6 protein-coding genes are annotated in these 16,156 nt (G+C 72.1%); all 6 read left to right on the top strand.

Going from position 1 to position 16,156, the window contains the following annotated elements; genetic code table 11:
• The first annotated feature begins 62 nt into the window (after positions 1–62).
• Genes YIM_RS25605 through YIM_RS25580 form a run of 6 tightly spaced genes read left to right on the top strand, consistent with a single transcriptional unit; the run spans position 63 to position 15,990 of the window.
• Entirely contained in the window at positions 63–1,550 is a 1,488-nt protein-coding gene (locus YIM_RS25605; protein WP_153032763.1) for a condensation domain-containing protein, read from the top strand.
• Positions 1,547–1,756 (top strand): MbtH family NRPS accessory protein, encoded by a 210-nt coding sequence (locus YIM_RS25600; RefSeq protein ID WP_153032762.1) that lies wholly within the window; start codon positions 1,547–1,549, stop codon positions 1,754–1,756. Before YIM_RS25605 ends, YIM_RS25600 begins: the two co-directional genes overlap by 4 nt.
• A complete protein-coding gene (locus YIM_RS25595) occupies positions 1,753–6,642 on the top strand; it encodes a non-ribosomal peptide synthetase (RefSeq protein ID WP_153032761.1) in 4,890 nt (1,629 codons plus the stop codon). The genes YIM_RS25600 and YIM_RS25595 overlap by 4 nt, the downstream gene beginning before the upstream one ends.
• Positions 6,639–13,796, top strand: a complete 7,158-nt coding sequence (locus YIM_RS25590; protein ID WP_153032760.1) for a non-ribosomal peptide synthetase — start codon at positions 6,639–6,641, stop codon at positions 13,794–13,796. The genes YIM_RS25595 and YIM_RS25590 overlap by 4 nt, the downstream gene beginning before the upstream one ends.
• Complete coding sequence (locus tag YIM_RS25585) at positions 13,793–14,746, top strand: ornithine carbamoyltransferase (protein WP_153032759.1); 954 nt, start codon at positions 13,793–13,795, stop codon at positions 14,744–14,746. The genes YIM_RS25590 and YIM_RS25585 overlap by 4 nt, the downstream gene beginning before the upstream one ends.
• The gene (locus YIM_RS25580) at positions 14,743–15,990 is read left to right on the top strand and encodes an MFS transporter (RefSeq protein ID WP_153032758.1); all 1,248 of its coding nucleotides are present in this window, start codon (positions 14,743–14,745) and stop codon (positions 15,988–15,990) included. Before YIM_RS25585 ends, YIM_RS25580 begins: the two co-directional genes overlap by 4 nt.
• Positions 15,991–16,156: the final 166 nt, after the last annotated feature.

The raw sequence follows: 16,156 nt of genomic DNA, 5'->3' as shown, positions 1-16,156 counted from the left end.
ACAACTTCAACAACGTGAACAACAACGTCAACAACAACAACGTGAACAACAACAACTGATCGGTGCCCGCGAAGTCCCGGCCGGTGCGCGCACCGGCCGGGACGGCGCACCAGGACGGATTCAGCATGGAACGCGCATTGTCCGTGGGGCAGGAAGCGCTGTGGTTCATCAACCGGATGGCGCCGGACAGTTCCGCCTACAACGTGGTCTACACCATCGGCCTGCACCACCGGCTGGACGTGCCGGCGCTCTCGCGCGCGGTGCGGCTGACCGCCCAGCGGCACGACGTCCTGCGCTCGGCGTTCACCGAGATCGACGGGATGCCGCGGCGGGTGGTCCGCGAAGGCGGCCTGCTGGACCTGGAGGTGCGCGATGTCGGTGACGTCGGCGAGGACGTGCTGACCGCACTCGTCCGCACCGAGGTCACCCGCCCCTTCGACCTGCCATCCGGCGCGCCCGCCCGGCTGGTGCTGCTGCGCCGCGGCCCCGACGACGCGCTGCTCGTGTTCGTCGCCCACCACATCGCGCTCGACGGTCCGTCGCAGGTGCTGGTGCTCCAGGACCTGCTCGACGCGTACCAGGCCCTTCGCGAAGGCGGAAGCCCCGATTGGTCCCCGCTCAAAGTGACCTACGACGAGTTCGTCACCGCCGAGCGGCGCCTGCTCGACTCGCCGCGCGCCGCCGCGCTGGCGGCCTACTGGCGTGAGCTGTGCGAAGGCGCGCCGACCGTGCTGGACCTGCCCACCGACCGGCCCCGGCCGGGCCGCCAGCGGCTGCGCGGGGCGACGCACGTGTTCCAGATGCCCGAGGACATCGTCGCCGGGCTGGTCCCCGCGTCCCGCGCCCACCGCACCACGCCCGCGCGATACCTGATCGGGCTGTTCCAGTCGCTGCTGCACCGGTACTCGGGCCAGCGCGACTTCCTGATCGGGTGCGCGGCCACCTCGACCATGGGCCTGAACCGCCTCGGCGTGGCCGGCTACTTCGTGAACTCGATCCCGTTGCGCACCCGCTGCGGCCCGCAGGTGACCTTCCGCGAGCTGGTCGCCGACGCGAACGAGCAGCTGCGCGAAGGCATGGCCAGGGTGGACTACCCGTCCGCGCTGCTGCCCAAGGCGCTCGGCCTGCCGCGCGCGTCCGGCACCTCCGGCTTGTTCCAGGTGCTGGCCACCACGATGACCGCCGGGCGGCAGGCGCCGCTGTTCGCGCTCGCCGCCGGCGGCCACGGCACCACGGTCGACTACGCCGGTCTCCGGCTGTCCTGCTTCGACGTGCCGCAGCAGGAGGGCCAGTTCGACGTGACGCTGGAACTGGTGCGCGACCGCACCTCCATCCGGTGCGCGCTCAAGTACGACACCGATCTGTTCGACCCCGGCACGATCGCGCGGCTGGCGGTGCACTACCGCCTGCTGATCAGGGCCGCGCGTGACGACCCGGACGCCCCCGTGGCCGGGGTGGCGCTGCTCGACGACACCGAGCGCGCCCGCCTGCTCGCCTTCGCCACCGGCCGATCCGACCTGACCGCCGCTTCCTACGGAGGAACACGATGACCTACCCCGGCGACAACGGCCCCGTCTACCGGGTCGTGGTGAACAGTGAAGAGCAGTACTCCCTGTGGCCCGTGCGGCGTGAGCTGCCCGCCGGCTGGCGCGCCGAAGGCACCGAGGGGTCGCGGGAGGAGTGCCTGGCGCGGATCGGCGAGGTGTGGCAGGACCTGCGGCCGCTGAGCGTGCGCACAGCCGGGGCCTCGCGATGACCGCCACCCTGCTGCCCGACGCGTTCGCCCTCCAGGTCGCGCGCACCCCCGGCGCGATCGCCGCGATCGACGGCTGGGACAGCGTTTCCTACGCCGAACTCGACCGGCGGGCCGGGCACGTGGCGGCCGCGCTGCACGCGAAGGGCTGCACGCCCGGCCAGGTCGTCGGGGTCCGCGTGCGCCGCGGCACCGACCTGGTCGCCGCGCTGCTCGCGGTGTGGCGGGCCGGTGGCGTGTACGTGCCGCTGGACCCGGACCACCCCGAGGAGCGCATCGCCGGGATCGTCGGGGAAACCGGCTGCCGGATCGTCCTCAGCGACGAGTCGGTCGCCGAGCTGACGGCCACCGAGGGGGCCGCGCCCGCGCTGCCCCGGCCCGCGATCAGCCAGGACAGCCCGGCCTACATCGTCTACACCTCGGGTTCCACGGGACGGCCGAAGGGCGCGGTGGTCACCCACGGCGGCATCGCCAACCGGGTGCACTGGACCGTGCGGACGCACGGCCTGTCCGAGCGCGACCGCGTGCTGCAGAAGACTTCGCTGTCGTTCGACGCGGCGGGCTGGGAGATCTTCGCGCCGCTGGTCAGCGGGGGAACCGTGGTGCTGGCACCGGCCGGTGCCGAACGCGACCCGGTGGCGATGATCGAGGCGGTCATCCGCGACGAGGTGACCGTGCTGCAGGTGGTGCCCTCGGTGCTGCGGTTGCTGGTCGCGCAGGACCGGCTGGCCGAATGCACTTCGCTGCGCCTGCTGTTCTCGGCGGGCGAGCCGCTGCAGTACGAGCTCTGCCGTCAGGTGTGGGCGAAGGTCGACGTGGAGCTGTGGAACACCTACGGCCCCACCGAATGCGCCATCGACGCCACCGCGTTCCGCTGCGACCGCGAGCAGGCCACCGGGCCGGTGCCGATCGGCGCGCCGATCAGCGGCGACCACGTCGTGGTGCTCGACGAAGACGGGGAACTGACCCCGATCGGGCTCGCCGGGGAGCTGTACATCGGCGGCGCCGGGGTCGGCCTCGGCTACGTCGGGCAGCCGGAACTGACCGCCGAGCGCTTCGTGCCCGACCCGCTCGGTCCGCCCGGGTCGCGGCTGTACCGCACCGGGGACCGCGCCCGCTGGCGCGACGACGGGGTGCTCACCTATCTCGGCAGGCTCGACGACCAGGTCAAGGTCAACGGTGTGCGGATCGAGCCGGGTGAGGTCGAGGCCGCGTTGCGCACCCATCCCGCGGTGCGCGGTGGTGCCGTGCTCGCGGTGCCGGGGCCGACCGGTGACCTGCGGCTGGCGGCGTTCGTGGTGGGGGACATCGAACCCGGCGCGCTGCGCACCTTCCTGCGCCGCGGCCTGCCCGAGCACCTGGTGCCGACACTGGTGGTGCCGCTGGACGAACTGCCGCTGACGCACAGCGGAAAGGTCGACCGCACGGCGTTGCGCGCGATGGAACTGGACGACCGGCCCGGCCGCCCCGGGTACCAGGCACCCGGGACCGCCGCCGAGCAGGTCGTCGCCGAAGCGTGGGCGGACCTGCTCGACGTGGACCGCGTCGGTGTCGACGACGACTTCTTCCAGCTGGGCGGGCATTCCCTGCTGATCACCCGGCTGGCCGAGTGGCTGCGCGTGCGGACCGGCAGGCGGATCGAGGTCCGGCACCTGTTCGCCGCCTCCACCGTGCGCGACCAGGCCGCCCTGCTGTCCACAAAGGACGTCGAGGCGGCGCCGGAGCCGGTGGCCCGGCCGGACGGGCGGCTGCCGCTGTCGTTCGGCCAGCGGCGGCTGTGGTTCCTGGAGCAGCTGCGCCAGGGCGACCAGGAGTACATCGTGCCGCTGTTCCTCCGCGTGCCGGAGGGGACCGGGCACGACGTGGTGGCGCGGGCGCTCAACGCGATCGAGGCGCGCCACGAGGTGCTGCGCACCCGGTACGTGGTGCACGACAACGAGCCGTGGCAGGTGATCGACGCCCCCGGTGAGGTGGAGCTGCGGGTGGTCCGGGGAACGCCGTCGAAGCACGAGCTGTTCCGTGCCGAGCTGGCCCGCGGGTTCGACCTGGCCGATGGCCCGGTGTGGCGGGCGTTGCTGCTCGATCGTCCCGGCCTCGAAGGCGTTCTGCTGATCACCGCGCACCACATCGCGGTGGACGGCCGGTCGCTGGTGGTGCTGGCCGACGAGTTCGAGCGGCTGTGCCAGGCCGGCCAGAGCGCTGCGGAACTGCCCGCGCCCGCGCTCCAGTACGCCGATCACGCGATCCGCCAGCGGCGCGCGCTGACCGGACCATTGCTGGACGAGCAGCTGGCCTACTGGCGCGCCGCGCTCGACGGGGTGCACCCGCTGGAGCTGCCGGTGGACCGCCCGCGGGCCGCCGAGCGCGCTTCGGACGGCGCCGCGCTGGACTTCCGGTTGCCGCCGGAGGTCGCGAGCGCGTTGCTGGAGCAGGGCCGCCAGGCCGGGGCCACGCCGTTCATGTCGCTGCTGACCGTGTTCACCGTGCTGCTCGCGCGCTACAGCCGCGACTGGGACGTGGTGGTCGGCACGCCGGTGGCCGGGCGGACCGCGCCCGAAGCCGAAACCGCGGTCGGCCTGTTCCTGAACTCGCTGGCGTTGCGCGCGAACCTGACCCCGGAGCTGAGCTTCACCGAGGCGCTGGGCCGGGTGCGTGCCGCCTGCCTCGGCGCGTTCGGGCACGCCGACCTGCCGTTCGAGCGGCTGGTGGAGGAGATCCAGCCGACCCGCGACCTGGCCAGGACGCCGGTCTACCAGGTGATCTTCGATCTGCACGAGGCCGGACTGGCCGAGGCCAACACCAACGTGGTCGACACCGACGTCATGCGCTCCATCTGGCGCACCGCGAAAACCGATCTGACGCTGATCATGCGCACCCACACCGACGGCACGGTGGACGGCATTCTCGAGTACGCCACCGCGTTGTTCGACGAAGCCACCGTCGACCGGCTCGGCGCGAACTTCGTGCGGCTGGCCGAGTCGCTGACGGCCGAGCCGGAGGCACCGATCGGGACCGCGGAACTGGTCGGCGACGCCGAGCGCGAACTGCTGCTGCGCACCTGGAACGACACCACCACCGAACAACCTTCGCGGCCGGTGCACCTGTCGATCGCCGAGCAGTGCGCGAAGACACCGGAAGCGGTGGCACTGGTGCACGACGGCGGCACGGTCACCTACGGCGAGCTGGACCGCGACGCGAACCGGTTCGCGCACCTGCTGCGCTCGCGCGGGGTCACCGCCGAATCCGTGGTGGGCGTCCTGCTCAACCGCGGGCCGGAGCTGGTCTCCGCATTGCTCGGGGTGTGGAAGGCCGGCGGCGCCTACGTTCCGCTGGACCCGTCCTTCCCGGCCGACCGAGTGCGACACGTGCTCGCCGACTCCGGCGCCGAGCTGCTGGTGTCCGATTCGGAACTGGCCGAGAGCGCCGGCGACTTCGACGGTGGGCGGGTGCTGGCCGACCTCGACCGCGCGGACCTGGCGCGGCAGCCCGCCGAAGCGCCGGAGGAGGTCGACGGGAACGGGCTCGACCGGCTCGCGTACCTCATCTACACCTCGGGTTCGACCGGCACGCCGAAGGGCGTCGCGGTGGCCCATCGCGGACTGGCCAACTACCTGGACTGGTCGATCGGCGCGTACGCGGCGCACGGCACCGGCGGCGCCCCGCTGTTCACTTCCATCGCCTACGACCTCGGCCTGCCGAACCTGTACACCCCGCTGCTCACCGGGCAGCCCGTGCACCTGTTCCCGCAGGACTTCGACCTGACCAAGCTCGGGCCCGCACTGGCCGACGCGGGTCCGTTCAGCTTCGTCAAGCTGGCGCCCGCGCAGCTGGAACTGGTGCTGGGCCAGCTCGCGGACGCCGGGCCGGTGCCGCTGGCGGAACTGGTCAGCGCCGCCGGGGACTGGGTGCCCGCCACGCTCGCCGAGCGCTGGCGCGAGGTGACCGGGCGACCGGACGCGCGGTTCGCCGCCGAGTACGGCCCGACCGAGATCACCGTGGGCAACTCGGCGTTGTTCCCCGAACCGGGGGAGCAGGCGCACGAGTTCCTCTCCATCGGGCACCCGATCCCGAACACCACGATGTACGTGCTCGACGAGTTCCTGAACCCGGTCCCGATCGGCGTGCTCGGCGAGATCTACGTCGGCGGGGTCGGCGTGGCTCGGGGCTACACCGGCAAACCGGAGCTGACCGCGGAGAAGTTCCTGCCCGACCCGCACGGCGAACCCGGCGGCAGGCTGTACCGCACCGGTGACCTCGGCCGGGTGCTGCCCGGTGGCGCGGTGGAGTTCCGCGGCCGGGCCGACAACCAGGTCAAGGTGCGCGGGTACCGGGTGGAACTGGGCGCGGTGGAGGCCGCGCTGCTGGCCCACCCCGACGTGCGCGAGGCCGCGGTTGTCCTCAGTGGACAGAAGCTGGTGGCCTACCACGTCGGCCGGGCGGAGGACCTGGCCGGGTTCCTGGCGCAGACCCTGCCGCGGCACGAGGTGCCCGGCGTCTTCGTGCCGATGGAGTCGTTGCCGCTCAACGCCAACGGCAAGGTCGACCGCAAGGCGCTGCCCGAGCCGGAGGCCGGTGAAACCGCCGAGCGGGCCGGGCAGGCACCGCGCACCCCGGCGGAACGGCGGATCGCGGCCATCTGGGCGCGGGTGCTCGACCGGCGGATCGGCGTGCACGACAACTTCTTCGATCTCGGCGGGCATTCGATGTCGGCCGCCACCGTGGTGTCCATGGTGCGGCAGGAGTTCGGCGTGGAACTCGGCATGCGCACGCTGTTCGACGCGCCGACCGTGGCCGGGCTCGCGGACGCCGTGGCGGAGCTGATCAGGGCCGAGATCGACGGACTCAGCGCGGCCGAGGTGCTCGCGCGCAGCGAGGAGGCCAAGCGATGACCATGCAGGAAACCGAGCTCTACCGCGAAGAACTGGTGCGCCGCCGGATGGCGGGCAGTGCGGCGGGCAACCGGATGTCGATCGGCCACGCCGACCGCGGTGCGCCCCTGCGCCTGTCGTTCGGGCAGCGTCAGCAGTGGTTCCTCAACCGCCTCGACCCGGGCAGCCCGGAGTACCTCGTGCCGCTGGCGTTGCGGCTGCGCGGCGCGCTGGACACCGGCGCGCTGCGCCGGGTGTGGACCGAACTCGTCGCCAGGCACGAGATCCTGCGCACGCGGTACGAACTCTCCGGTACCGAACCGGTGCAGCTGGTCGACCCGCCCACTGATCCACAGTGGTCGGAGATCGAGGTGTCCGGCGAAGCGGCCGCGCTGGCGCGGGCCGGGCAGGAGGCGCTGCGCCCGTTCGACCTGGCGAACGAGCATCCGCTGCGGCTGACCCTGCTGCGCATCGGCGAGCAGGACCACCTGCTGCTCGCGGTGTTCCACCACATCGCCTCCGACGAGGTCTCGCAGGAGGTGCTGCTGAACGAACTCGGCGCTCTGTACATGGCGTTCTCGGCCGGGTTGCCGTCGCCGCTGCCCCCGCCCGCCGTGCAGTACGCCGATTTCGCCGCGTGGCAACGGGATTTCTTCTCGGAAGACGCCATCGAGCAGCACCTGTGGTACTGGCGGGACCAGCTCGCCGATCTGCCGCGGCTGGAGCTGCCGACCGACCACCCGCGTCCCCCGGTGCGCGGCTGGCGCGGCGCGGGTGTGCCCGTGACCATCCCGGTCCAGATCGCCGACCGGATGCGGGAGCTGGCCAGGGCGGCCGACGCGACGCCGTTCATGGTGCTGCTGACCGCTTTCCAGTGCCTGTTGGCCCGCTACACCGGTCAGGACGACGTCACCGTGGGCACGGTGGTCTCCGGCCGCAGCCACCCCGAGCTGGAGGGCCTGCTCGGTTATGTGATGAACACCCTCGCCCTGCGCATGCGGATCACCGGCGAGCCGTCCTTCGAGGACATGCTGGCCCGCAACCGGGTCACCGTGCTGGAGGCGCTGGACCGGCAGGCCGTGCCGTTCGGCAGGCTGGTCGACGAGCTGCAGCCGGAACGCGACCTGTCGGTCACCCCGCTGTTCCAGGTGGCGTTCACCCTGCACGCGCTGCCCGAGCTGGGCGGTGAGCTGGCCGGGGTGCGCGCGGAGTACGTGGACCTGGAGTGGCAGGTGGCCAAGTTCGACCTGGCGCTGCGGCTGGCCGAGCTGCCGGACGGCTCGATCGGCGGGCAGGTCGAATACGCCACCGACCTGTTCGACGAGGCGACCGCGCGGCGGCTGGCCGGGCACTACTCACGGCTGCTGGAGAGCATCGCGGCCGCGCCCGGTACCGGGGTGCACGAGCTGGACGTGCTGACCGCCGACGAGCGCGCGCTGCTGATCCGCCAGGCCGGGCGCGCCGATCCGGACCCGGTTTCCCGCTGCCTGCACGAGGTTTTCGCCGAGACGGCGGCCAGGCTGCCCGACGCGGTTGCCGTCAGTTGCGACGGCGACGAGCTGACCTACGCCGAACTGGACCGCCGCGCCAACCGGCTCGCGCACCACCTGCGCGCACTCGGCGCGGCCCCGGAAACGCTGGTCGGCGTCTGCCTCGACCGCGGCCACGACCTGGTGCCCACGCTGCTGGGCGTGACCAAGTCGGGGGCGGGTTACCTGCCGCTGGACCCGGCCTACCCGGCCGACCGCCTGCGGTTCATGCTCGACGACGCCGCCGCGCCGCTGGTGGTGACCACCGCCGCGCACCTTGACCTGGTTCGGGAAGTCCATTCAGGACGGATCGTGGTGCTTGACGGGGAGGACGCCGCCGCGCTCGCCGCCGCTCCGGAGACCGAGCCGGAACCGTTGAGCGGTCCGGAAAACCTCGCGTACGTCATCTACACCTCCGGTTCGACGGGCAAGCCGAAGGGCGTCTGCGTCACCCACGCCAACGTGCACGGCCTGCTCACCGCCGCGCAGCTGCACTACGGGTTCGGCGCGGACGACAGCTGGTCGATGTTCCACTCCTACGCCTTCGACGTCTCGGTGTGGGAGATGTGGGGCGCGCTGCTGCACGGCGGGAAGCTGGTGGTGGTCCCGTTCACCGTTTCGCGGTCGCCGGACGAGTTCCTCGACCTGCTGGTGCGCGAGCGGGTCACCGTGCTTTCCCAGACGCCGTCGGCCTTCCGCTCGCTGATCGCCGCCGCCGAGTCGGACGACCCGAGGCTGGCGGACCTCGCGCTGAGCGCGGTGGTGTTCGCGGGGGAGAAGCTGGAGCAGCGCGAACTCGCGCCATGGGTCAAGCGCTTCGGGATGAGCCGCCCGGCGCTGATCAACATGTACGGCATCACCGAGACCTGTGTGCACTCCACCTTCTACGCGCTGACCGAGGACGACCTGGCGCCCGGCGCTGGCAACCCGGTGGGCCACCCGCTCGACGGCGAGCGGATCCACCTGCTCGACCGGCACGGCAACCTGGTGCCCACCGGGATGGCCGGCGAGATGCACGTCGGCGGGCACGGCGTGGCGCGGGGCTATCTCGGGCGGCCGGAACTGACCGCCGAGCGGTTCGTACCGGACCCGTTCGGCGTGCCGGGCGGGCGCATCTACCGCAGTGGTGACCTGGCCCGGCGCCTGCCCGACGGCAGCCTGGAGTTCCTCGGCCGCATCGACCACCAGGTGAAGCTGCGCGGGTTCCGGATCGAACTCGGCGAGATCGCCGCCGCGCTGAGCGAGCACCCGGCCGTGCGTGACGCGGTTGTCGTGCTGCGCGAGGACACCCCTGGCGACAAGCGGCTGGTCGCGTACGTGGTCGGCGAATCCGATCCCGCCGAACTGCGCGCACTGGTGGCGAAGTCGTTGCCGGACTACATGGTCCCGGCCGCGTACGTGGCGCTGGACCGGATTCCGCTGACCACCAACGGAAAACTGGACCGGCGCGCACTGCCCGAACCGGACGGCGCCGCGGTACGGGCGGCGGGCGAGGTGACCCCGCCGCGGACGGTGACCGAAGCACGCATGGCGGCGATCTGGCGCGACGCGCTCGACACCGGCACGCTCGGCGTGCACGACGGGTTCTTCGAGATCGGCGGTGACTCGATCCGCGCGGTGGCACTGGTCGGCGCGCTGCGCACGGCCGGGTTCGACGTCTCGGTGCGTGACATCTTCGAGTACCGGACGGTGGCCCAGCTGGCCGCGTTCTGCGACGAGCGCTCCGCGCCGGCGCCGATCGACACCCCGGTCGAGCCGTTCGAGCTGATCTCCGCCGAGGACCGCGCGCTGGTGCCGGACGGGGTCACCGACGCCTACCCGATGTCCCAGGTGCAGACCGGCATGCTGGTGGAGATGCTGGCCGGGGGATCGGACAACATCTACCACAACATCAGCTCGTTCCAGGTCAAGGACGACCAGCCGTTCAGCTTCGACGCGCTGCGCGAGGCGGCCTCACTGGTGGTCGAGCGCCACGAGATCCTGCGCACTTCACTGCACGCGAGCGAGTTCTCGGTGCCGATGCAGCTGGTCCACGCCGAGGCGCCGATCTCGGTCGGCGTCCGCGATCTGCGCGGGCAGGACGAGCGGGCCCAGCAGACCGCGCTGCGGAAGTTCACCGCGGCCGAGCGGGCCGCCCTGTTCGACCTGGCCAAGCCGCCGCTGATCCGGTTGTTCGCGCACGTGGTGGACAACGGCTGGTGGATCTCCATCACCGAATGCCACGCGGTGCTGGAGGGCTGGAGCTTCCACTCGCTGCTGATGGAGATCCTGACCGCCTACGGCAGGCTGCGCGAGGGCCGCGACCCGGAACTGGCCGCGTTGCCCGAGGTCCGGTACGCCGACTTCATCTCCGCCGAACTCGCGTCGCTGGAGTCGGCGGAGGACCGCGGGTACTGGCGCGAACTCGTGGCGCGCCAGCCGAAGATGGAACTGCCGCAAGCCTGGAAGGACCCGGAGCCGGGGCTGCCTTACCGGATCGACCTGCCGTGCGCGGATCTGGTCGACGGCCTGCGCGGGCTGGCCACCTCGCTCGGCGTGTCCATCAAGAGCGTGTGGCACGCGGCCTACCTCAAGGTGATGAGCATGCTCACCGACCAGGAGGCGTTCAGCACCGGCCTGGTCTGCGACACCCGGCCCGAGCTGCTCGGCGCCGACCGCGTGTTCGGCATGTACCTCAACACCGTGCCGTTCGGCTTCGACCGCTCGGCCTCGACCTGGCGGGAACTGATCCAGTCGACCTTCGCCGGTCAGACCGAACTGTGGCCGCACCGGCGGTTCCCGCTGCCGGAGATGCACCGCGAGGCCGGGGCCGCGGACCGGCTGATCGACACCTTCTTCATCTATCTCGACTTCCACGTGGTCGATCTCGGCCTGGTCGACGGGGACACGGTGATCGACGACAGCCCCAACGAGTTCGGGCTGACCATGGGCGTGATGGGCGACCGGCTGATGGTGCACGCCAGGACCGACGTGCTGCGCCGCGCCGACGGCGACCGGCTCGCCGCGATGTACCGCGCGGTGCTGGAGTCGATGATCGCCGACCCGGACGCCGACGCGCGCCAGGCCTGCCTGCCCGCCGGCGAACGCGAACTGGTGCTGCACACGTGGAACCGCACCGAACGCCCGCTGGACAGCGAAGGCCTGATCGAGCGGGTGCGGAAGGTCGCGCGGCGGCAGCCGGACGCGGTGGCGGTCAGCGACGACCGCGAGACGCTGACCTACGCCCAGCTCATGGGCCGGGCGAGCGCCATTTCCGGTCAGCTGCCCGACGCCGGGCCCGATCTGCTGGTCGCCGTGCTGGCCGATCCCGGCGCGCGGTTCGTCAGCGCGGTGCTGGGCGTGCTGGGCGCGGGAGCGGCCTACATCCCGCTGGACACCGCGGCCCCCGAGGCGCGCACGGCCCGGCTGCTGACCGACAGCCAGGCGAAGTTCGTCCTGGTCACCCCGGAGCACGCCGGGCACGCGGCACGGGCGGCCGACACCGGCGCCCAGATCCTGGTGCTCAGCGACGACGAGCACGAGGAATGGGCGCGGCCGCGCGGGGAGGAGTACGACCTCGCGTACGTGCTCTACACCTCCGGTTCGACCGGGGCGCCCAAGGGCGCGATGGTGCACCGCCGCGGCATGGTCAACCACCTGCTCGCCAAGGTCGAGGACCTGGACCTGACCGGCGCCGACTCTGTGGTGCAGAACGCGCCGCTGACCTTCGACGTGTCGGTGTGGCAGATGCTGGCCGCGTTGCTCACCGGCGGCCGGGTGCGGGTGGTGACGCCGGCGTGCGCCGCCGATCCCGCCGCGTTGTTCGGCACGGTGGAGGACGAGGAGATCTCCGTGCTGGAGGTGGTGCCCTCGCTGCTGCGGGCGGCGCTGGACGACTGGGACTCGGGTGCCGCGGTGCCGGGGCTGGCCTCGCTGCGCTGGCTGGTGGTCACCGGCGAGGCGCTGCCGCCGGAGCTGTGCACCCGGTGGTTCGCCCGGTTCCCGGGCATTCCGATGGTCAACGCCTACGGGCCCACCGAATGCTCGGACGACGTCACGCACGCGGTGATCACCGAGCCGCTTCCCGAAGGCGCCCAGCTGGTGCCGATCGGGCGGGCGATCCGCAACACGCAGCTGTACGTGCTCGACGGCCATCGCCGGCCCACGCCGATCGGGGTGCCGGGTGAGCTGTACGTCGGCGGTGACGGTGTCGGCCACGGATATCTCGCCGACCCGGAGCGCACCGCGCAGGCGTTCGTGCCCGATCCGTTCGTGGGCAAGGGCTTGCTCTACCGGACCGGCGACCGCGTCCGCTACCGCCCCGACGGGCAGCTGGAGTTCATCGGCCGCCGGGACAACCAGGTCAAGATCCGCGGCCAGCGGGTGGAACTCGGTGAGGTCGAGGCCGCGCTGCGGGCGGTGCCCGGGGTGCGGGACGCGGCGGCGAAGGCCGCGGGCGGACGGCTGATCGGCTACCTGGTCGGCGAGGCCGACCGCGAGGCCGTGCGGGCCGAACTCGGCAAGACCGTGCCCGAGCACCTGGTGCCCTCGGCGCTGCTGGTGCTGGACGCGCTTCCGCTGACCACCAACGGGAAGGTGGATCGCAAGGCACTGCCGGACCCGGACCGCTCGCAGCTGGCCGAGGAGCCCGCGGTGGCCCCGCGCACCGGGACCGAACGGCGGATCGCCGAGGTCTGGGGCTCGGTGCTCGGCGTGGCCGGACTCGGCGTCACCGACGACTTCTTCGCCGTGGGCGGGGATTCGATCCGCACGCTGACCGTGGTCGCCGGGCTGCGTTCGGCCGGGTTCACCGTGTCGGTGCGCGACGTGTTCGAAACCCGGACGATCGAGGCGCTGGCCGCGCGGCTGGAGTCCGCGACCGGTGACAGCGGGACCGCGCTGGCCTGGTTGCGCACCAGGGACACCAGCCCGCCGCTGTACTGCGTGCATCCGCAGGGCGGCAGCGCGCACTGGTTCCTGCCGCTGGCCGACCGGATGGGCCGCTCGGTGGCCGCCTTCGAAGCCCCGGACGGGATCGGCGAGCAGCCGGTCGAGCTGACCGAACTGGCCGCGCGGTACCTGACCGAACTCCAGCCGGACGGCCGGTTCGCGCTGCTGGGCTGGTCTTCGGGCGCGACGCTGGCGTGGGAGATGGCGCGGCAGCTGGCCGCGGCGCGCACCCCGGCGTCGGCGCTGATCCTGATCGACCCGATCGGCGATCCGGCCGTCTCCCCGGAGGTGGTCACCAGCGACGCGCTCACCGACCGGCTCGCGGAGTTGTGCGCGCAGCCGGATGTGGAGCCGACCGGTGAGATCCGGTCGCTGTTGAGCCTGGCCGGATTGTCCGCCGACGCCGGTGATCTCGACGCCATGCGCCGCCAGGTGTACCGGGCGCGGGAGCTGACCAGGGCGATGTACGGCTACCGCTACCCGGCGGCCGGTACGCCCGTCCGGCTGGTGATCACCGACGAGTGCGCCGAGGAACGGCACGGCGTGCTCCGCGGCCTGTCGTACGCGGACTACCTGGGCCACTGGCGCGAACTGGCCGGCGGCGGGCTGACCGTGCACCGGATGGCCGGTGAGCACGAGGAGGTCCTGCGGCCACGGCGGGCCGGTGAACTCGCCGCGCTGATCCAGACGCTGATGACCGATGGAGGCCCACGATGACCGAGCTGATCACCGCACCGGCCAAGCTGGCCAGGAACCTGTTGTCCCTCAACGATCTCGGAGAGGACGACCTCCAGTACCTGGTCAGCCGGGGCGCGGCGCACGCGGCCGGTGCCGACGCCGGCTCCCCGCTCGACGGCAAGATCGTCGGCGTCTACTTCGAGAAGACCTCGACCCGCACGCGCACCGCCTTCTCCAGCGGGGCATTGCGCCTCGGCGCGCGGCTGATCACCTACGGGCCGGGGGACCTGCAGACCAACACCGGGGAGACGCTGGCCGACACCGGCTGCGTGCTCGCCTCGATGCTGGACCTGCTGGTGGCCAGGACCACGCTGTCCGCCGACCGGCTCGGCGAACTGGCCGGGCACGGCACGATGCCGGTGATCAACGCGATGAACGTGGAGGAGCACCCCACCCAAGGGCTGACCGACCTGACCACGCTGTTCTGCCACTTCGAGCGGATCAGCGGGCTGAGGGTGCTCTACGTCGGCGAGGGCAACAACACCGCGGCGGCGCTGGCGCTGGGCCTGACCCGGTTCGCCGGGACCCGGCTGGAACTGCGCACGCCGGCGGGATACGGGCTGGCCAGGCCGATCGCGGCCACCGCCGCCGAGCAGGCCGCCCGGTACGGCTCGTCGATCACCGAACGGCACGACATGGACCTGCTGCCCGGCGGGTTCGACGTCATCTACACCACGCGCTGGCAGACCACCGGCACCGCCAAGGCGGACCGGAACTGGCGCGAGCGGTTCGCGCCGTTCACCGTGCACGCCGGGCTGTGGGACGACAATCCGGAGGCGGTGTTCCTGCACGACCTGCCCGCCCACCGCGGCGAGGAGGTCGCCGCCGAGGTGCTGGACGGGCCGATGAGCCTGGCCTTCGCGCAGGCCCAGCACAAGCTGCACAGCGCCATGGCCGTGCTCGAGTGGTGTGCCGGCGGGATTCGATGACCCGGCCCACCGTTCCCTCCTCACCCACCGAGGCCACCACGCCGGATCGCGGGCTGCGCGGGAACCGGGAGTTCCTGCTGCTGTGGTCCGGTGCCGGGCTGTCCTTCCTCGGTTCGCGGCTGAGCGCCTTCGCCTATCCGCTGATCGTGTTGTGGGCCACCGGATCCGCGGCTTCGGCCGGGCTGATCGCGTTCGCCGCGCAACTGCCCTACCTGCTGGTGCAGCTGCCCGCCGGGGTGGCGGTGGACCGCTTCGACCGGCGGCGGCTGCTGATCGTCTGTGATCTCGGCAGGCTGATCGCGGTCGGCAGCATCCCGCTGGGCATGATCTTCGCCGGGCTGAACCTGTGGCACCTGGCGGTGGTCGCCTTCGTCGAGGGCGCGTTCACCGTGGTGTACCGGATCACCGAGCGCGCGGCGCTGCCCAGTGTGGTGCCGGAGAAGCACCTGACCACGGCGATGTCGCGCAACGAGGCCAGGGAGCAGGCGGCCGGGCTGCTCGGCCAGCCGGGCGCCGGGGTGCTCAGCGCGATCACCCAGTGGTTCCCGTTCCTGGCCACCGCCGTGCTGCACGCCTTCTCGCTCGGCACGGTGCTGATGATCAAGAAGAAGCTGCAGGCCGAACCGGTCGCGGCCGAACCGCGGAAACCGCTGGCCGCGCTGATGGAGGGACTGCGGTGGATGGCGGGGCACCGGTTCGCCCGCGCCGCCGCCGGGCTGATCGCGGTGAGCAACCTGCTGTTCCAGGTGCTGATGCTGACCGTGCTGGAGATCGTCCGCCAGGACGGCGGCTCGCAGACCGTGGCGGCGCTGGTGTCGGTGGTCAGCGGGATCGGCGGGGTGCTCGGTGCGCTCGGCGCCACCTTCTGGATCCGCCGGATCTCCTTGCCGGCACTGGTGATCGGGGCGAACGCGCTGTGGGCGGTGCTGGTGCCGACCACGCTGCTCGCCGGGGACCCGGTGCTGCTCGGCGCGGTGTACGGGCTGATGTCCTACGTCGGCGCGGTGTGGACCGTGGGGGTGAGCGCGTACCTGGTCCAGATCGTGCCGGACCGCCTGCGCGGCCGGGTGACCAGCGTGGCCACCCTGCTGGCCTACGGGCCGCTCGCGTTCGGTTCGCTGCTGGGCGGGTTCGCGCTGACCGCGCTCGGGGTGACCGGGACCGTGCTGGCCGTCGGCGGGGTGATGGGCGTGCTGACGCTGCTCGCCGCCGCGAGTCCGGGAGTGCGTTCGCTTTCCCGGTGACACTTCTGCTTTCACTGTCGCACCGCGAACATTCATTGAAAACGGCGTCACAATTGCGGCCCCCGAAAATTTTCGGGGGCCGCATTAGTGCGTCATTTCCGCGTTTCGCGGAGTGTCACCGCGCGGAATGCGGAGTCGCTCGATCGGGGGTGGGGCTGTCCCCACC

It is taken from the genome of Amycolatopsis sp. YIM 10, assembly GCF_009429145.1.
In the GTDB taxonomy this organism is placed as follows: Bacteria; Actinomycetota; Actinomycetes; order Mycobacteriales; family Pseudonocardiaceae; genus Amycolatopsis.
The sequence above is the reverse complement of the archived record's forward strand: the minus strand, read 5'-3'. Positions and strand labels throughout refer to the sequence as shown.

Coding starts and splice junctions, on each gene's coding strand:
- YIM_RS25590 (WP_153032760.1), top strand. CDS start 6,639: ATGACCATGCAGGAAACCGAGCTCTACCGCGAAGAACTGGTGCGCCGC.
- YIM_RS25585 (WP_153032759.1), top strand. CDS start 13,793: ATGACCGAGCTGATCACCGCACCGGCCAAGCTGGCCAGGAACCTGTTG.
- YIM_RS25600 (WP_153032762.1), top strand. CDS start 1,547: ATGACCTACCCCGGCGACAACGGCCCCGTCTACCGGGTCGTGGTGAAC.
- YIM_RS25580 (WP_153032758.1), top strand. CDS start 14,743: ATGACCCGGCCCACCGTTCCCTCCTCACCCACCGAGGCCACCACGCCG.
- YIM_RS25595 (WP_153032761.1), top strand. CDS start 1,753: ATGACCGCCACCCTGCTGCCCGACGCGTTCGCCCTCCAGGTCGCGCGC.